Here is a 17,839-nt window from a genome sequence, read left to right as displayed (position 1 = left end):
GTCGATGAGTCGCAAGGGCAACTGCTGGGACAACGCGCCGATGGAGAGCTTCTTCAACAGCCTGAAGAACGAGCGGGTATTCCACCGACGCTACGCGACGCGGGCGACAGCCAAGGCAGACCTCTTTGATTACATCGAGGTGTTTTACAATCGCAAGCGCCGGCATTCGTCGCTGAATTACGAATCACCGGCAACCCATTACGCAGCCTGGCTGGAGCGAGAAAAGCTGGCCGCATAACCGCTACCTTGGTAGCCGGAAAGTGCGGGTAACCTCAAAGCAACGGCAAAAAATCAGCAAGTGAACGACTGTGTTGCTTGAGCTGGGAGGTGGACATGAGTGGCTGTAAGCGAAGAAAAGTTTACTGTAACCAAATGGCGGATCAGCGTCCATGCCGGTACCCGGCTGGCGCAGTCTATGTGACAGCATTGTCATCGGCGCTCCTGGTTGGGCTTTAGCGCATTCAACCCAACAGTGCTTCATGGTGATTTTTTGGGTATAAGGCCACAGCCTTGTATTTAATTTGGTCTTGGCCTTATGGGTTTGTGGGTATGTGTCAGAGCCGCTTGATCCGCCCGCGCAGCGCGTCGATGTGGGCGGCGTTACTGGCGTCACCCGCATCACCGTTGGCACTTTGCCAGACCGGTGGCGTGATGCCGCGCGCAGCCAGCTCGGCCACGGTGGCGGTAGCGAGCGCCTGCAGCAGCGCGCTGCCCACCGCGGTGGATGAGGCGGAAACGGGCACCGGGCAGCCGGGGATGCTGATCAGTGCATCGCCATCGGCCCCGTAGTTGTCGAACACTACGTCGGCCACGTCGAGCAGGCGCTGGCCGCTGGCGTGCCGCGAGGCCACCGTCTGCGAGAAGCGCACCGAGGTCAGCGCCAGCACCGTCGCGCCGCGCTCGCGCGCGCCCAGCGCCATTTCGATCGGCACGGCATTGCGCCCGGAGTTGGAAATCACGATGACCACATCGCCCGCACTCACCGGCTCGTCCTGCAGCAATTGGCCGGCATAGCCGGGCACGCGTTCCAGCCAGGTCGAGCGGCGCGCAGCGACCATGACTGACAACGGCAGGTCGAGAATCGCGTTCACCGGAACGAGGCCGCCGGCGCGGTAAAACAGTTCGGCGGCCAGCAGCTGCGAATGCCCGCTGCCGAATACATGCAGCAGGCCGCCTGCGGCGAGGCTGTCGGCAATGCGGGTGGCGGCATCCTGCAATTGCGGCAGCTGCTCGTCGTGCACGCGCTGGATCAGCGTGATGACGGCCTGCAGGTAATCGGCGGCATAGGGGCTGACTGCCGGGCTGCGTTCACTGTGCGGCATGCTGGACTCCCTGTGTTGTTGCAGCGGCTTGCGGGCGGAAGCCGCTGGTCTTGAAGCCCATGCCGGCGATCAGCTCGCGCAGGGCGTCGCTGGCCATCAGCTCGAAATCGGCAACCCGGCCGCGCCAGTCACGGGCGATGGCCTGCAGCTCGGGCGTGTTGCTGGCCGGATGGCCGACCAGGCAGTACACGCCGGGACCGTCGAAGCGGGCGAGTTCCGTCGCTACCCATGCAAGCCGCTCGGCCTGCGTGGTGTGCGAATGCAGCGGCAGTACGGTCATGCCGGTTACCGGCAGCAGCTCGCCACGCGCGATGGCGGCATCCAGCAGCGCACAGGCGGCGGCGGCTTCGGGTTCCGGCAGGCAGGCGGCCTGCATCATGCCAGGCGTATTGATGTTCGGCAGCAGCAGGGGCAGGGCATGTTCCTTGCCAAGTGCCAGCATGTGGGTCAGCAGCGCCGGATGCCAGAGCGTGAGCATGTGGCTGTCGAGGTGGGTGAGCGGCAGACCAAGCTGCTGCGCCAGTGCAATCTGCGCTTCCAGCTCGTCGCGGGCGGCGGCCAGGTCGGATTCGCGGTAGGTGTCGGCGGCCAGCCGGCGCAGCGTGCCGTCCTCGCCGCAAAGGCGGGCGGGGTGAGCGGAGCCGGTGAGCGGGCGCCAGCGGTAGTTCGGCCATTCGCAGTTCAGCGTCAGGTGCAGACCCATGTCGGCCGCCGGCCCGGCTTCGCGCACGGCATCGACTGCGCCATGAAACCAGGGGCAGGGCGGCATGGCCGACGCCGAGGTCAGGTTGCTGCCCTGCAGCGCGCGCCAGGCGCTCACCGTCGCTTCGCACATGCCGACATCATCGGCATGGGTAATCAGGACACGATCATCCGGCGAAAAGCCGAGGTATTCCTGCAGGGTGCTCATGGTGCGCTCCGGTCCGGGTTCGGGTGATGACGCTGATTATCTGCCTGCCAGCATGCCATGACTTTCCCCGCTTTGCGCAATCGCCGGCTGGCGTTGCGCGCGTGAACTACACTCCAGCCATGTCATCCACACCGGAATGCCCATGCCCGCATCACTGAAACTGGCCGAACTCATCAGCTCGCTCAGCCATGCGCTTGATCTCACCGAGGGTCAGCCGGAAGGGCACTGCGTGCGCTGCTGCTGGATCGGTGTGCACATCGGCCGGCAGATCGGCCTGCCCGAGCAGGAGATCTGGCAGCTGTATTACACGCTGCTCCTGAAAGACCTCGGCTGCAGCAGCAATGCCGCACGCATCTGCGAGCTGTATCTCACCGATGACCAGAGCTTCAAGCATGATTTCAAGCTGGTCGGCTCCAACCTGTCACAGGTGCTGGGCTTCGTGTTCACGCACACCGGACGGCATGAAAGCTGGAGCCGCCGCCTGACGGCCATCCTCAACATCATGCGCAATGGCGAGCGCATTGCCGACGAGCTGATCCAGACGCGCTGCGAGCGCGGTGCGCAGATTGCGCGGCAGCTGCGCTTCCCCGAGCCGGTGGCGCAGGGCGTGCATGCGCTGGATGAGCACTGGGATGGCAGTGGCCGGCCCGACGGCAAGGCCGGAGCCGCGATTCCGCTGCTGGCGCGCATCGCGCTGCTCAGCCAGGTGATCGATGTGTTTCATTTCGCCAGCGGTCGCGAGGCGGCGCTGGCGGAGGCCCGCACGCGCAGCGGTAGCTGGTTCGACCCGGAGCTGGTTGCCGCGTTCGAGGCGGTGGCGCGCGACGAGGGCTTCTGGCAGACGCTGGCCAGCAACGATCTGCCGCAGGCGGTGCTGCAGCTGGAGCCACCGCAGTATGCGCTGCCGCTCGACGATGACTACATGGACGACATTGCCTCGGCCTTCGGCCAGGTGGTCGACTCGAAAAGCCCGTTTACCGCCGGGCACAGCGAACGGGTGGGTTTCTACACCGAGCTGATCGCCAGCGAGATGGGCATTCCCGCTCCCGAGCGGCGCTGGTTGCGGCGGGCGGCCCTGCTGCACGATGTCGGCAAGCTGGGCGTGAGCAGTGCGATTCTCGAAAAACCGGGCAAGCTCACCGACGAGGAATTCCGCGCCGTGCAGTTGCACGCGCAGTACACCGAGGAGATTCTCGCCAAGGTGCCGGCCTTTGCCGAGCTGGCCTTTGTCGCCGGCGCGCACCACGAACGGCTGGATGGGCGCGGTTACCCGCGCCGGCTCACTGCCGGGGCCATCCGGCTGGAAACACGCATCATCACGGTGGCCGACATTTTCGACGCCATCAGCGCCGAGCGCCCCTACCACGCCGCCACACCGCCGGATAAAACGCTGCAGATCATGAGCGGCATGGTCGGCAATGCCATTGATGGCGACTGTTTTGCCGCGCTGCAGGGCATCATCGCGCGCGAACAGGTGCAGCTTGCCGAGGTCTTGCCGGCCTGAGCGGCTGCATCTCGTTATACATTGAATGGTATTGCCATGAAACCAAACATATAAAATGGCTTGATACGTATACCTGTGTGAGTTTCTGTGTGTGACACACGGCCGGGGCAATCCTTCCGCCCGGACGTATAATCGGCCGGCTCAGCCGCTGCGGGGTTCCGCCGGCGCTCATCCGGCAGGCGTTCGCCCTGCCACCGACCGGGATGCTCATGGAAGCCACCAACTGGTTTGTCGTACTCCGCCCCAACCACGATCGCAAGCTCGCCGCCAAAAGCAAGATGTACCGGCTGCGCCACAACCAGCCCGAGCGCATCGCGTTGCTGGAAGAAATCGTCGGCGATGCGCAATTCAAGTACAACCGCTTCAAGCGCGTGATCGATTCCCCCGAGCAATACCTGATCGACCGCCTGCGCCGCGCCTGCGTCGAAAAAATCGGCCACGACCGTGACCTGCTGCACTACCTCATCGCGATTGCGCTGGAGCAGAGCGAGGCGCGCTAAGCGCCGCTTGCGACCGGCTCGGCGGGAATGATCTTCGGCGGTTCGGCCAGCATCTGCAGGAAGGCCGCCAGCGGCACCGGCCGGCCAAACCAGTAGCCCTGGCCGTAGCGCACGCCCATCTTTCTGAGCAGGCCGGCCTGCTGTGCGTTTTCCACGCCCTCGGCAATGATGTCGGCCTGCACCGCGCTGGCGATGGCGACGATTTCCGGAATCAGGCTGGCACGCAGCGTGTCGTCTTCCATGTCATGCACGAAAGAGCGGTCGATCTTCAGGAAATCCGGCGCCAGGCGCTTGACGGTGCCGAGGTTGGAATAGCCGGTACCGAAATCGTCGACCGAGATCAGGTAGCGGTCCGCGCGCAGCCGTGCCACATCGTCGAACAGATTGTCGCTCATGCCGTATTCGGTCACTTCGACATTGATGGCCAGGCACTCGTGCTGCAATGGCTGCAGCAAAGCATGCAGGCGCGCGTGGTTGATGTTGTCCGGAAAAAAATTGAGTGCCACCTTGAAAGGCTGCGCCGCTGACGTTGCCGGCAGGGCAGCCGCCAGATCGCGCAGCGCGCGTTCGCTCACCGCGCTGTCCAGCGCCCAGCCGAGCTTCTGTTCCAGAATCAGCGGAATCACGCGATCGGGGAAGATCACTTTGTCGCCATCCTGCAGGCGCATCAGCACCTCGCAGCCGGTAATGCGGCCGCTGGCCAGTTCCACGATGGGCTGGTACATGCAGATGATGTGTTCGGGGCGGCACAGCTTGCCAATGCGGTAGTTCAGCGTGGTCATGCGCTGCAGGCGCCGTGCCAGCAGCAGGCCGCCAAACGTGCCGGTCAGCACAGCCAGCAGCACCAGCCCGAGCAGCAGATAGGCATTCTGATTGGCGATCACGCGCCAGTCCTGATAGGACTGGATGAAAAAGCCTGTCTCCGGAATATTGCTGCCGACGATCATCCGGCCGTGCTGCCAGTCCACCCTTGACCAGTATTCCTGTGTGCCGGAGTAGCGCAGTTGCAGATGGGTCGGTGCCTGCAGAGCCTTTTCTTCTGGCGCCGACCAGACGAGCTGGGCCCGGCCCTCGTGTTCGGCATGGTGATTGAGCCAGAGCGCGTCAATGTCTGCATTGCGCAGCGTGTCCAGGGTGACATGGGGGTCGGCCAGGGTGATGAAGGCGCCCATCCCCGTGAGGCTGACGCGGAGCTCCTGGTTATCGAGCCGGAAGGGGAAGTTCTGCCAGGTCTGCACCTGTCCAGCGTCGGTCAGGTCGGGTGCCGGCAGGCGGTAAGCCTTGGCAAGCCGGCCCAGATTGGTACTGCACATCACGTAGCCCTGTGCATCGCGCAGGCCGATGCCACGGATATGGTTGTATTGCAGCAGCAGCAGGCGCAGGCGGGTCAGATTGGCCTCGCTGCAGTCACTGCTGTAATCCTGCTGCAGGCGGGTGAGAAGCTGCCGGTTTTCAACGACCACCTGCGCCAGCTGCTGGCTGGCCCTGGACTGGATTGCAGCCAGATGCAGGCGTTCGGCGCCGAGTATTGCCGCGATTCCCGCGACCAGGACGAGCACGCCGGCCAGAATGCCTGCCGTGATGCCGATGCTGCGGCTATGCTGGCCAAGCCAGTGTGAGTGCGTACCGGATGCCATGCTGGGAATCCTCCGGGGATAAGGCCATGTCATATTACATGATGACATGATCTGTAATCAGGCGGGATGGGGTAAACCCGCAGGGGCTTTGTCAGTGCTGAACATTGTCTTGCATGCCCAGGCCTGCCGCAGCCGATTGGCTGCATACCCGCTTGCGCCCGGCGTGCTTGGCGGCGTAGAGCGCCCGGTCGGCGTGCTGCATGGCCTCTTCCAGGCTTGATCCATGATCCGGAATGGCGGCGACACCGGCCGAGAAGGTGACGGCCAGCGTCTGCCCGCCCGCCTGCGCGGGGGAGAGGCCGAGGCTGGCCAGCCAGCCCTCCGCCAGCGCCACGGCTTCGTCGCGGGTGGTATCGGGCAGCAGCGCAAGGAATTCCTCGCCGCCGATGCGGAACAGGAAATCGCTCTGGCGCGCGTGTTCCTGCAGCAGGCCGGCAACGTGCGCGAGCACCGCATCGCCGGCAGCATGACCGTAGCGATCATTGATGGCCTTGAAGTGGTCGAGGTCGAGCATGACCAGCGCCAGCGGCTGGGTGGCACGCACGGCGCTCGCCAGCAGCTTGGGGCTGATTTCGGCCAGAAAACGGCGGTTGTGCAGGCCGGTGAGCGGATCGCGGATGGCGGCTTCGCGCAGCTGCGCCTGCAGTGCCGCATTCGAGTCGAGCTGGTCTTCCAGCGATTGCAGGGCCTGGTGCAGCTCCAGCTGCACATGCTTGCGCTGCGTGATGTCGTGCAGCACCAGCAGGAGGCCGACCGGATGCCGGCGGTAATGCACCGTCACCGCGCGCAGGTCGTAATAGCGCTCGGCAATGCCGATTTCGCACTCGGTCCGGCCGGCCTGCTCCCACAGCGCGGGCAGCAGCGCCTGCAATTCGCCGCAGCCCGTCAGCGGCATGCCGATGGCCGGCTGCGGCATGCCCGGCAGTGCCTGTGCGGCGCGGTTGAGCTGGGCGATGCAGTGCCGGTCATTGATGACGAGCACGGCGTCGGGAACCGCATCGAGCAACACATCGTGCGCGATGGGAAGAAGATCGAACAGCTGGCGGCGCGAGATCAGCCAGTAGAATACCAGCCCCATGACGAGGAAGCTGAAGGGCGTCGGGTCATACTGGAAGAACAGCAGCAGGCCGGTGACATGCGCGGCGTTCACCAGCCAGGGAATCGCCATCGCCAGCGCAAAGCCCAGGTAGTGACGCTGGTAGAGCGTATTCGAGCGCGCCAGTGCATTGATGATCACCAGCATGCTCAGCGTCATGTAGCCGTACAGATAAAGCGTGCAGAAAAAGAACCATGGCCCGTGCCGGTAGTCGATGGCTGCACCCGGCTCGGCGCTGACCGGCAGTGTGCTCAGGTACATCAGATGGTGACTGTCATTGCTGAGCGCGATGGCGCAGGTCAGTACCGGCATCACCAGCAGGCCGAGATGCCAGGCGAGCGGCGGACGCTGGTAATCGCCCTTCACATACGCCCAGATGAAGAGCGTCCAGTAACTGGGGGCGGCAACGATGCCCGGCCAGGCCAGCTTGGCGGCCAGTACCTTGTCCTGCGGGCTGCTCACCGCCAGCTCGATGCCGGCAGCCGCACTCCACCAGGATGCGGCCAGCAGCATCGCGATGTAGTGGAATTTGCCGGGGAAGGCGCGCTGGCGCTGCGTATGGGCGGCGAGCGCCAGTGTCAGCAGCGTACCGACCAGCAGCAGCAGGGTGGGAAGATTCATCGCATCCGCGCTTTCGCCAGAGCAAGCGGAAGATGAGTGGGCGTGAAAGTGACGAGCATGTACGCAGTCTAAACCATGTCCGTGGCTTGCAGATGTCATTCCGCGGGCGTGCTTGCGAATACCAGTTCCCGGCAAGTGTCGCCTGCCGCATACGCCGGGCGGTGCAAATGCGGCTGCCGCCGGGCTGGCGTTTTACACTGGCTGCATACTCATCCGGATGAGAACTCCATGAACTGCACCGGCTGTGGCGCACCGCTGGCGGCGGATGCGCTGGTCTGCCCCTTCTGCGGCCTGCATAACGCCGTCGACCTGCTGGCGATTCGCGATTTCAGACTGCTGGCGGAGCACAGCGAGCTGCGCTGCCCCAATGGCTGCGGTGACCTGCAGCTGCTGGAGCTGGGGGCCGGTCTTGATACCACCATCGGCTTCTGTCCCGCGTGCAAGGGGCTGAAGTTTGCCCCGGGCGCCCTGCAGATCGCGCTCGACAAGGTGGCCGGCCAGGTGCGCGAAATCAATCACGACCGCCTCGCCGCCATCCTGAGTGAGCGGGTGCCGCGCGAGGCGGTGCGTTACCGCCCCTGCCCGGCCTGCGCGAAGATGATGCACCGCGCGGCCTTCAATTCCCGCATCCCGCTGATCATCGACGAGTGCCGCGCGCACGGCACCTGGCTCGATGGCGGCGAATTCACCGTACTGGCGGAATGGATGGAGGCAGGCGGGGCGCAGATGGCGCAGCTGGAAGCCGAGCGCCAGGCGCGCATCAGCCGGGCCGTCGGCAATGTGCATGCCGATTTTCTGGTGCCGCCCGGCCAGGCCAGCCCGGTGCCGCAGCCGGAGCCTCGCCCCTGGATGACGCCCCCGCTCGCGCTGGCGCTGCTGGGGAGTGCCTGGTACGCCCTTTTCAGCAGCAACGTCCTGCCTTTATTGCTGGCCGTGCTGGTTACCGTGCTGTGGTGGCGCTGGTTTCGCTAGCCCTGATTTGGTCTGGTCAGGGTATCGGTCCATAGCCCTTTATCCGGAAGGGCCCTGATGCAATAGGTATGGTGTATCCGGGTTGCCGTTGCGGCTAGCGGCGTGCGTCGATGTCGGCCAGCGATTCGGCGCCCTTGGCGGTAACAGAGTAGCCGCCTTCCTCACGCTCGCTGACATGCCCCTTCTTCAGCAGGAAGGTCAGCGCCTCCGGGTCGACCTTGCCCAGCGGGTCGCGCGTGAGCAGGCGCAGGCCATCGATGCAGCGTTTCAGGAACAGCGTCTGGCGGCCTTTTTCGGTGATGGTCAGGATGCCGTTGCGGGCGTATTCGGCGTACTTCAGGCCGCTGAGCACCTTGGCGTGCTTGAACACGCGCGGGCTGAGGCGCTTGCTGCGCAGGCCGCGGCCAACTTCAACGAGCGCTTCGAGTTCATCGGTCGAAAGGGCTTCATTCTTCAAAGGGAGCATCCTGCAGGCGTTGGAATCAGGGGCGTCATGTTACGCGCACTTCCCGCCGCCTGCATGACCCTCCGTCATATCAGCATTTTCTGAATTGCCTGCCGCCCGGCGCTGCAGATGACCGCTTACGCTCTACTGGCAACCGCTTGCTGTTTTTCCTGTCTTTTCTGACCGTGCTGCCGGCACACTGTGGTCAGCTGCCCCGGCGCGCGACATGCCCGGGGCAGGAACAAGAACAATACAAGGGGACTCCGCTCATGTTCATCCGTCATTTATTGCAGCGCTGGCGCGTCGGTACGCGCCTGCTGGCACTGTGCCTGCTGGCCATCCTGATTCTGGGCGCAATCGGAGCATTGTCGCTTGCCGATCTGCGCCGCAGCATGTTCGAAGAGCGCCAGGCCAAGGTGCGTGCGCAGGTCGAATCGGCTGTCGGCGTGGTGAACTATTTCCGCGCACGGGAAGCCGCCGGGCAGCTCAGCCGCGAGGACGCGCAGGCCCAGGCCGCCGCCGCGCTGCGCGACGTGCGCTTCGACAGGAACGAATACTTCTTCATCATCGACACGGGCATGGTTTACCGCATGCACCCGATGAAGCCGGAATTCGTCGGCCAGTACAAGGGCGAGCTGAAAGACAGCAACGGCGTGATGATCCTGCGCGATCTGGTCACCGCCGCGCAGAAGGGTGGCGATTTTTCCTATTTCCATTTCGCCAAGCCCGGCGTGAAGGAGCCGCAGCCCAAGATTGCCTACTCGCTGCTGGTGCCGGACTGGAACTGGGTGGTGTGCACCGGCGTTTACGAGGATGACCTCAATGTCGCCTTCCTGCACAAGCTGATGCTTGGCGGCGCGCAATTGCTGGTGCTGGCGCTGCTGCTGGGCTGGGTGTCATGGGTGATTTCACGCTCGATTCTGCAGCAGCTCGGCGGCGAGCCGCGCGAGGCCATGGCGCTGATGGGTGAAATTGCCGCCGGCAATCTGCAGGTGGACATCCGCAGCAATCACCCCGACAGCCTGCTCGCCTCGCTCGAAACCATGGTCAATGGCCTGCGCGGCATGCTGCGTGCCGTCCAGCAGCATGCCGGCACGCTGGGGCAACAGTCCTCGCAGATTGCCCAGTCCAGCCGTGCGATTGCGCAGGCTGCCGCCAGACAGGCCGACGCCACCACCTCGATGGCTGCCGCGATGGAAGAGCTGACGGTGAGCATCACGCACATCTCCGACAATTCCAGCATCACCGAACATTCCTCGCAGGATGCCACGCAGCTCGCGCGCACCGGCGTGGCGCAGGTCGGCGAGGCCACGCAGGCGATGGAGCACATCGCGGCCAGCGTGGCGGATGCCACCGGCCAGATCCAGCTGCTCGACAGCAAGGCGCGCGAGATTTCCGGTATCGCCGCCGTCATCAAGGAAATTGCCGGCCAGACCAATCTGCTGGCACTCAATGCCGCCATCGAAGCGGCGCGCGCCGGCGAGCAGGGCCGCGGCTTTGCCGTGGTGGCCGATGAAGTGCGCAAGCTCGCCGAGCGCACGTCGAGCGCCACGGTGGATATCGAGGGCATGCTCTCGACCATCCAGGGCGAAACCGAACAGATTGTCGGGCTGATGCATGCGGCGCTGCCGGAAGTGCAGCGCGGCGTAGCGCTGGCACGCGAGGTGTCCGGCTCGCTGGCGCACATTCATGCCGGTGCCGAATCGACGCTGGAGCACCTGCACGAGGTGGCCTCGGCCACGCGCGAGCAGAGCATCGCCAGCAACAGCATTGCCGTGCGCGTCGAGGACATTTCGCAGATGGTCGAGGAAACCAGCGTCGCCATCCGCAATGCATCGGACAGCGCCGCCGGTGTCGAGCAGGTGGCTGCCGAGCTGAAAGAAATGGTGGGGCGCTTCCGCATCTAGCGCGTACGGGCTCCGGCGCGCCTTGGCCGTCATGCCCGCGCAGGCGGGCATCCAGGGAGGCGCCGTGAACTGGATTCCCGCCTGCGCGGGAATGACGCCTCAAATATACCGATGTGATCCGGTTTAATTTAGGGTATATGGCTGAAGCCATTTAATTTGAATGGCTGCAGATCTATACATTTATGGGATTAGCCAATGCAGGCGCGCAGCTCCTGCTCCCAGTTCACGCTCTGCCAGCTCTGGCCCATCACGAAGCTGCGGTAGCTGTCGCCACGGAAGCGGCGGTCGATTTCGACAAGCACGTACACGCCTTCCGGGCGCGGGATGCAGGTGATTTCCACTTCCTGTACGTCACCGAATCCGCCATTCACCGGGCGGAATTCGAATTCCTGATAGCAGCCCAGGCTGCTCTGGATATTGCCGATGCGTGCGGCGCCGGCTTCGACGTCGGTGCTGGCGTGGGCGTAACCCAGCCGCGCCATCGCGGCGATCAGCGCCTGCATCTGCGGCAGCGGGCGGATGTCGAGGAAGTCACGGTCGCTGGCGTCGACAGCCGAGGCAATTGCCAGATCGGTGTGAATCCAGACCGCAGCGTTCACACGCGGAGCCCACGGGCTGCCGGGACTGGCGAGCAGCTGCGCGTTGTTCACCGGTGTTTCCAGCGGCAGCGGCAGCGCGAAGGGGATGATGATTTCCTGGCCGGCAGCAAGTGTGGTCGCGCCGGCCGCGCGGTAGGCGCACAGCGCGCGGGCGGTGCGGATCTTGTCGTCACCGGATTCCTGCTCGACTTCGGCCATTAGCACCAGATCAACGTGTTCCAGGCGCTGTTCGACCTGGCCGCCGCGCAGCACGATCTGGCCATTGAGGGTTTCGCCCGGCTGCAGGCCGGGATTGCTGATGACGGTATCGACGGTGGCGCCGCCTACACCCATGGCGGCAAGCATTTTCTTGAACATCGTGGCGATCTCTTGGTGGTCGGGATGAATGCAGTCTGTGCTGCGGGCTTCTGAGTGCGACACGTGCAAATGGTTCCGCCCGCTTGTGTTTGTTCGTTGTTACGTAGTTTCACTACAAATTGATCTGGTTAATCCTTTTGATTTCCATGGTTTTTTGTTTGGCAAAGTTGTAGTAAATTTGCAGCCGTGCGAATAAATATACGAAAGAAATCTACATGCAGATCGATCCGGTAGTTCTCTTCTTCCTGCTGGGGCTGGCGGCGGGCTGGGCCAAATCCGACCTCAAGCTGCCCAGCGCGCTCTACGACACCCTGTCGGTATTCCTGCTGCTTGCCATCGGCATCAAGGGCGGGCTGGAGCTGGCGAAGCAGCCGTTTCTGGCCATCCTGCCGCAGGCGCTGCTGGTGCTGCTGATGGGCTTCCTGATTCCGCTGCTGGCCTACCCGCTCTTGCGCTGGCGGCTGCCGCAAGTCGATGCCGCCAGTATCGCTGCGCACTATGGCTCGGTATCGGTCGTTACCTACGCGGTGGGCGTGGCCTACCTCACCCGCCAGGGCGTGAGCTTCGAGTCGCAGACCACGCTCTTCCTCGTACTGCTGGAAATGCCGGCGCTGGTGGTCGGCGTGGTGCTGGCGCGGCTGGGTGCACGGCAGGCGGCAGGCGACGTCACGCCTTCTGCCGGTCACGGCTGGGGCAAGCTGCTGCATGAAGTGCTGCTGGGCAAGAGCATGGTGCTGCTGCTGGGCGGGCTGGCCATTGGTGCGCTGGCCGGGCCGGATGGCATCAAGCCGCTCGACCGGCTCTATATCGATCTCTTCAAGCCGGTGCTGACACTCTTCCTGCTGGAAATGGGGCTGGTGGTGGCCGGCAAGCTCGGCATATTGCGCCGCGAAGGCTTCTTCCTTGTGGGTATCGGCGTGGGGCTTCCGCTGATGTTAAGCTGGGTAGGGATAGGTTTCGGGGTATTGATGGGACTCAGCCCCGGCGGTGTCACCATGCTGGCGGTGCTGGCCGCGTCTGCTTCTTATATTGCTGCGCCTGCCGCGATGCGCATGGCCGTGCCGCAGGCCAACCCGGCGCTATCGCTGGGCGCCGCGCTCGGCATTACCTTCCCCTTCAACCTGCTGGTGGGCATTCCGCTCTACCACCAGTTCGCTACTGCTGTTACCGGAGGCTAGAGCATGCAGCTTCATATCCGCACGATGCTGACCATCGTCACCGAAGGTCGCCTGGAAAACGATCTGGTCGAGCTGTTCGAAGAACGCCGCATCCGCGGCTGGACCATCGTCGAGGCGCGCGGCAAGGGCGCGCACGGCGAACAGCACGGCAGCTTCGACGCCAACCACAATATCCAGATCGAGCTGATTGCCGAGGCCGCGACCGCCGAGGCGCTGGCCGAAACCATCCAGCAGCGCTACGGCGCGCACTTCGCGCTGGTGCAGTGGCTCTCGGACGTGCGCGTGCTGCGGCCGCAGAAATTCTAAGGATTTTTCACGCCAGCCTTCCTGCGATGGCTCCGTCCTGCAATCCCGCTGCGGCGGGGCTGCCGCCATGCGGGTCACCGCAGGAAAGCGGAAGCCGCGCTGATCACAGGCCCGGCGCGGCGGCCAGCTCCGTCCTTGCCAGTTTCACGACCGCAATGCCGGACGAAAGCGCCAGCCAGGCCATGATCAGCGCCACGGCCAGATCCGGCCAGGCCGTGCCGGTGCCGAACACCCCGGCTGCGGCCAGCAGGACGGCCACATTGCCGATGGCATCATTGCGGCTGCACAGCCATACCGAGCGCATGTTCGCGTCGCCATCGCGAAACGCATACAGCAGCAGCGCCACGCCGGCGTTGGCCAGCAGGGCCAGCAGCGCGATCACGCTCATGGTGAAGGGCTCCGGCGCAACGCCATGCAGGCCGGACCAGACCGTCTTGCCGATCACGAACACGCCGAACGCCGCCATCGACAGGCCCTTGACCATCGCCGCGCGCGAGCGCCACGCCAGCCCCAGCGACAGCACTGCCAGCGAGATGCCGTAATTGGCGGCATCTCCGGCAAAATCGACCGCATCAGCCAGCAGCGATACCGACCCGGAGCGCAAGCCCCCGACGATTTCCACGCCAAACATCGCTGCATTGATGATCAGCGCAATCCACAGGGCCTTGCGAAAACGCGGGCTGACGCGGGAAGTGGAGCAATGCGCGTTCGCGCAGCAATGTCCGGCCATGATGTTTCTCCAGTAATCAGCAATGAGTAGTCCGGTATTGCACACCCTGTAGTGACTACAGGGTCAAGCGCCTATACTGCGCAGAACCATCCAACAGGAAGCCGCCATGAAAACCGGCATGCGCATCAGCGAGCTGGGCGCCGCAACGGGCGTCGATACCGAGACCATCCGCTACTACGAGAAAGCCGGCCTGCTGCCCGCGCCAGCGCGCAGCGCCAACGGCTATCGCAGCTATGGCGATGTCCATCTGGAGCGGCTTGCCTTCATCCGGCACTGCCGGGCGCTGGATATTTCGCTGGCGGATACCCGGCGCCTGCTGGATTTTCTGGCCCATCCCGAAGCCGATTGTGGCGATATCGACCAGCTGATTGATGCCCAGCTGGCACGGGTACAGGCGCGGCTGGCCAGCATGCAGGCGCTGGAGCAGCAGCTGCTCGCGCTGCGTGGGCAGTGTGGTGAACACCGCTGCGCCAGGGATTGCGGCATCCTGCAGGAGCTGGTCGCCGCCGCGCATGGCGAAGCCTGCGCCTGCCACGGCAGCCGCACCTAAGGCGCGCTGCACGCGGCAGACCCGTTGCGGCACAGCGCCGCCGGTTTGCATGGCTATCAGGGTATGGATTTGCAGCCCTTTCAATGAAAGGGTTGCTGACATATACCTTTTATAATCGCGCGGTGCGGGGGGCTGCATGGTTGATCCGCTGCTCTGCGGGCATAAGCCGCAGCAGCGAACCAGCCCGTGGTCCGTCAGGCTTCGCGCATACCCAAGGGGGAGTGCCTGCGGGGCGCAAGCGTGCTCCCGCCAAACTTCAGCCTTCAGATGGCCGGATTATCGGGGCGCATTGGCCGCAGAGTCTGATTGCTGCTGTGCTGCGGCGTCTTCCGCCGGCTTGCCCGCACACACCCTCGGGTCGGCGTGGTCGGCCGTCTGGCAGTCAATCACCAGCCGCTTTGATTCCCACTGCCCGTTCTGCTGCTCGCAGTAGCCGATCTCCAGCGTGCTGACCTGCCGCTTTTCGTCCAGCTCCATCCTCAGCTGGGCGATGTCAGTCAGGTCCAGCGCCGCCATGCGGGTGTATTCCTCGCCGCAGAAAAAACTGCTGCGCCAGCCCTGGCCATCGCCTTGCCAGCCCGCGATCCAGCGCTCCTTCTCATAGAGCCTTTGCACCCATCCCCCTGCCGGCAGCGCAATGCCGTGGATGCTGCTGCCCGGCTGCAGCAGGCAGTGCTCAAGCCGCACCGCGCCGTTTTCCAGTTTGGCCATGACCGTATCCCTGCACAGCCAGCCGTCGATGTGCTGCGGGTGGGTCAGAAACAGCGTGGGCTTGTCGTTATGCCATTCCAGGCCGATCAGCGAGAATTCGTTCAGCCACACCGGCTGCAGTGCATAGGCGCGGGCGATGAAGTCGGGTTCGTTCGCCCAGTGAAAGGTTGTGCTGCCCGCTGGAAACCATACCCCGCTCAGCGAAAACGGCGCCGTCGCCGTCGCCGATGCCGGCTCCTCCGGCGTTGTGCGCCGCGGCTCTTTCTGCCCGCAGCCGCTCAGGGCCAGCACAGACAGCAGCGCGGCAATGCACAGCCAGCGCGCCAGCCGCGCAGTTGATCCGTGGGGGATATCTCTGGTTTGCATGTCAGATGAAAGCAGGGCGCAAGGTGCCGCAGCATAGCACGCCCGCCGCGCCGCGCACTGTGGCGCCGCTCGCAGCGCGGGGCTCAGGTATCCATGAACACCGGCACGCCATGCACGCCCGCATGCGCTGCCGCGAATACAAAGCGCTTGAACTGCGCCGTGCATTCATCGTCGCCGGGCTGTGGCAGATTGTCCGGTTGCGCGCGGTATTCGAATTCGTCGTCCAGATAGCCCAGGAAAAAGCCCAGCATCTTCGCGTGCGCCGGCTGCAGGTGGCCGACGGGAATGATCATGTGGAGGATCTGGCTGGACGAAATCACCGTCTTGCGCGCGAAAAACCCGCCCCATTTGCGTACCGGCGCCGTGCTGCTGGCGTACAGCTCTTTGCGGCTGCGCGCCGCATCGATGCACGCGCCGTCATAATCGAAATCCGCAATCGCCTGCAGCAGCAGCTGGCCGCGCGCGGACTTCAGATCATCGGGCAGGCGCGACAGCAGCCACTGCTCGGCCGCCGCGCTGATCGGATAATTGATTGCACCACCGCAGCCGAAATCGGCATTGCGATGATTCGCCACACAGCCCGCGCAATGCCGCGCCAGCGCATCCAGCGGCGCCGATTCGGCCAGCAGATCGCCGATCTTCACCTCGACCTGCACCGGCCCATCGGGGCGCAGCACCTGCGTGATGAAGGTCCATTCTTCTTCGGGTTGATCTTTCGGCGTACCCGGATGGCTGCGCATCAGCTCGACCACGCAGCTGGCACGGGTGCGGGCTTTTTCCATCGTCAGCAAGGCTTCGTCGCTGACGGAATCACGCACGGGGCAGGGGTGGGAGGCGTAGTACTCGATGCTCATGTTACTGCGTGTAAAAGAAGCGTTTTAGCAAGAACCAGGGCCCCATTCCCACTGACCACTTACTGGATTGTATTTATTCTTTGCCCGGAATTTTACTTTTTTTCCTGTGTCGTAAGTTCTGTAGCATTCACTGTTGTAACACTGTGTGTTGCATGTGATTGAACCGCTGACCTTATTTGGTTTTTCTGGATATGGGGAGTCATTTTTTTCGGTGTTTTCATTCTTTGTTTTGTTTGATTCAAGGCTAGCTGTTTTTGAAATATTTGAGTTAATTGTGCTTGTGAGCTTATTGCTTTTTAGTATCTGATCTGTTATTTGTGATGCTTGCTTTATTTGCTTTTCGTTGAGTTCTTTTTTGATTCGCTCTGCATTATTGTATGTGATCTCGTCGTGTCTTTTTGACAAGGCAGTTTTATAGAGGGCGTATGCTATCGTACGATTTTTCTGGACTGAGCGGCCGTTCTCAAACATGTAGGCAAGATTATTGATCCCCATGGGCTCAAACTTGTCAGCCGCTTGTGAAAAATAATCGAAAGCGCTCGCGTCACTTTGGGGGAGTCCGTTTCCTTCTAAATATAAAATACCTACATTGGTTTGAGCTTCAGGCAGGCCAAGAATTGCTGCAGTTAAATAATAACTAGCGGCTTGGCTCTTGTTAATAGTGACGCCGCGCCCTTGTTCATACATAAGGCCGAGGCTAAACATGGCATCGGGATTGCCTTCCTCGGCTGATTTTTTGTACCACGTAAATGCTTTTACGTAATCTTTTGGGAGAGGGGCGCCTCTTTCGTAAGCTGCACCAATTGCCAGTGAGGCTTTAGAATCCATAGGCTTCTTGGAGAAAGACATGATCTCAAGAAAGGCTGTTGCTGTATTTTGATCTTGTTTTGCAAGGTCAAGAAGAAGGTCGACCGCCTTTTTGCTGTCCTGCTTTACACCGTCGCCCATAAAATACATGGTTGCTAGGGCATATTTTGCCTTGGGGTTATCGAGAGCTAATTCATGCTCGTACTCTTCTAGAGCTTTCTCGTAGTTTTTTGCCTGATGTGCAGCGAACCCTGCATCGAAGTCAGCTTGCGCGTATTGAATGGAGCAGCTTAAAGCAACAATAATCGAACAGATTGTGATATTTAGCGTTCTCATATGTACACCAAGGTTGTTTTATGTATTGTACGTATATTGAAATTGTGACGAAAGCTTTCTGACTGCTTTGTTGTGCGCATGCTGCGAAGGCACAATATGCATGAAGATGCTTAAACTTAAACAAGAGGATG

General features: G+C 62.7%; 18 protein-coding genes. 8 read left to right on the top strand and 10 right to left on the bottom strand.

Translation table 11 applies throughout. The features are described from left to right. A partial coding sequence (locus tag H559_RS0117050; RefSeq protein WP_155845472.1) for an IS3 family transposase occupies positions 1–238 on the top strand: 238 nt, incomplete at its 5' end. 316 nt (positions 239–554) lie between these two features. Here H559_RS0117050 and H559_RS0117045 read toward each other — a convergent pair. Further along, positions 555–1,322, bottom strand: coding sequence for a sugar isomerase domain-containing protein (locus H559_RS0117045; protein WP_051279727.1), 768 nt, complete (start codon positions 1,320–1,322; stop codon positions 555–557). Next, positions 1,309–2,232, bottom strand: coding sequence for a ChbG/HpnK family deacetylase (locus H559_RS22005; RefSeq protein WP_051279725.1), 924 nt, complete (start codon positions 2,230–2,232; stop codon positions 1,309–1,311). The genes H559_RS0117045 and H559_RS22005 overlap by 14 nt, the downstream gene beginning before the upstream one ends. A gap of 142 nt (positions 2,233–2,374) precedes the next feature. On the opposite strand from H559_RS22005, the gene H559_RS0117035 reads away from it, so the two are divergent. Together H559_RS0117035 and H559_RS0117030 are read left to right on the top strand one after the other, a co-directional pair. Then, the gene (locus H559_RS0117035; RefSeq protein WP_028453666.1) at positions 2,375–3,736 is read left to right on the top strand and encodes an HD-GYP domain-containing protein; all 1,362 of its coding nucleotides are present in this window, start codon (positions 2,375–2,377) and stop codon (positions 3,734–3,736) included. Between the two features lie 209 nt (positions 3,737–3,945). After that, on the top strand, positions 3,946–4,236 hold the full coding sequence (locus H559_RS0117030) for a hypothetical protein (protein WP_028453665.1): 291 nt from the start codon (positions 3,946–3,948) through the stop codon (positions 4,234–4,236). Here H559_RS0117030 and H559_RS0117025 read toward each other — a convergent pair. Together H559_RS0117025 and H559_RS0117020 are read right to left on the bottom strand one after the other, a co-directional pair. Continuing rightward, the gene (locus H559_RS0117025; protein WP_028453664.1) at positions 4,233–5,873 is read right to left on the bottom strand and encodes an EAL domain-containing protein; all 1,641 of its coding nucleotides are present in this window, start codon (positions 5,871–5,873) and stop codon (positions 4,233–4,235) included. The two genes, H559_RS0117030 and H559_RS0117025, sit on opposite strands and share 4 nt — an antisense overlap. 91 nt (positions 5,874–5,964) lie before the next feature. Next, positions 5,965–7,590 carry a histidine kinase N-terminal 7TM domain-containing diguanylate cyclase gene (locus tag H559_RS0117020; RefSeq protein ID WP_028453663.1) on the bottom strand — a complete coding sequence of 542 codons (1,626 nt, stop codon included), beginning with the start codon at positions 7,588–7,590 and terminating at the stop codon, positions 5,965–5,967. Positions 7,591–7,818: 228 nt separating this feature from the next. Between H559_RS0117020 and H559_RS0117015 the strand changes: the two genes are divergently transcribed. Continuing rightward, on the top strand, positions 7,819–8,562 hold the full coding sequence (locus tag H559_RS0117015; protein WP_028453662.1) for a TFIIB-type zinc ribbon-containing protein: 744 nt from the start codon (positions 7,819–7,821) through the stop codon (positions 8,560–8,562). A gap of 94 nt (positions 8,563–8,656) precedes the next feature. Here H559_RS0117015 and H559_RS0117010 read toward each other — a convergent pair whose 3' ends face one another. Then, positions 8,657–9,019 carry a hypothetical protein gene (locus H559_RS0117010; protein ID WP_028453661.1) on the bottom strand — a complete coding sequence of 121 codons (363 nt, stop codon included), beginning with the start codon at positions 9,017–9,019 and terminating at the stop codon, positions 8,657–8,659. Positions 9,020–9,276: 257 nt separating this feature from the next. On the opposite strand from H559_RS0117010, the gene H559_RS0117005 reads away from it, so the two are divergent. Further along, positions 9,277–10,914 carry a methyl-accepting chemotaxis protein gene (locus tag H559_RS0117005; protein ID WP_028453660.1) on the top strand — a complete coding sequence of 546 codons (1,638 nt, stop codon included), beginning with the start codon at positions 9,277–9,279 and terminating at the stop codon, positions 10,912–10,914. 188 nt (positions 10,915–11,102) lie between these two features. On the opposite strand, the gene H559_RS21005 is transcribed toward H559_RS0117005, so the two are convergent. Beyond that, entirely contained in the window at positions 11,103–11,870 is a 768-nt protein-coding gene (locus H559_RS21005; protein ID WP_051279723.1) for a sporulation protein, read from the bottom strand. Between the two features lie 215 nt (positions 11,871–12,085). Between H559_RS21005 and H559_RS0116995 the strand changes: the two genes are divergently transcribed. After that, positions 12,086–13,048 (top strand): sodium-dependent bicarbonate transport family permease, encoded by a 963-nt coding sequence (locus H559_RS0116995; RefSeq protein WP_034641868.1) that lies wholly within the window; start codon positions 12,086–12,088, stop codon positions 13,046–13,048. Between the two features lie 3 nt (positions 13,049–13,051). Next, a complete protein-coding gene (locus tag H559_RS0116990) occupies positions 13,052–13,354 on the top strand; it encodes a P-II family nitrogen regulator (protein WP_028453658.1) in 303 nt (100 codons plus the stop codon). Between the two features lie 103 nt (positions 13,355–13,457). On the opposite strand, the gene H559_RS0116985 is transcribed toward H559_RS0116990, so the two are convergent. Beyond that, positions 13,458–14,084 (bottom strand): cation efflux transmembrane domain-containing protein, encoded by a 627-nt coding sequence (locus H559_RS0116985; RefSeq protein WP_028453657.1) that lies wholly within the window; start codon positions 14,082–14,084, stop codon positions 13,458–13,460. Between the two features lie 106 nt (positions 14,085–14,190). Here H559_RS0116985 and H559_RS0116980 point away from each other — a divergent pair, with 106 nt between their 5' ends. Continuing rightward, on the top strand, positions 14,191–14,634 hold the full coding sequence (locus H559_RS0116980; RefSeq protein WP_245579396.1) for a Cd(II)/Pb(II)-responsive transcriptional regulator: 444 nt from the start codon (positions 14,191–14,193) through the stop codon (positions 14,632–14,634). Positions 14,635–14,910: 276 nt separating this feature from the next. Here the strand turns inward: H559_RS0116980 and H559_RS0116975 are convergent, their stop codons facing one another. From H559_RS0116975 to H559_RS0116965, 3 genes are all read right to left on the bottom strand, one after another. After that, positions 14,911–15,711, bottom strand: coding sequence for an LptM family lipoprotein (locus H559_RS0116975; RefSeq protein ID WP_028453655.1), 801 nt, complete (start codon positions 15,709–15,711; stop codon positions 14,911–14,913). Positions 15,712–15,794: 83 nt separating this feature from the next. Further along, entirely contained in the window at positions 15,795–16,565 is a 771-nt protein-coding gene (locus H559_RS0116970) for a hypothetical protein (protein ID WP_028453654.1), read from the bottom strand. A 24-nt stretch (positions 16,566–16,589) separates the two neighbouring features. Further along, on the bottom strand, positions 16,590–17,708 hold the full coding sequence (locus H559_RS0116965) for a tetratricopeptide repeat protein (protein ID WP_028453653.1): 1,119 nt from the start codon (positions 17,706–17,708) through the stop codon (positions 16,590–16,592). Positions 17,709–17,839 lie beyond the last annotated feature (131 nt).

The sequence above is a fragment of the Chitinilyticum aquatile DSM 21506 genome (genome assembly GCF_000430805.1).
GTDB classification, from domain to species: Bacteria; Pseudomonadota; Gammaproteobacteria; order Burkholderiales; family Chitinibacteraceae; genus Chitinilyticum; species Chitinilyticum aquatile.
The sequence above is the reverse complement of the archived record's forward strand: the minus strand, read 5'-3'. Positions and strand labels throughout refer to the sequence as shown.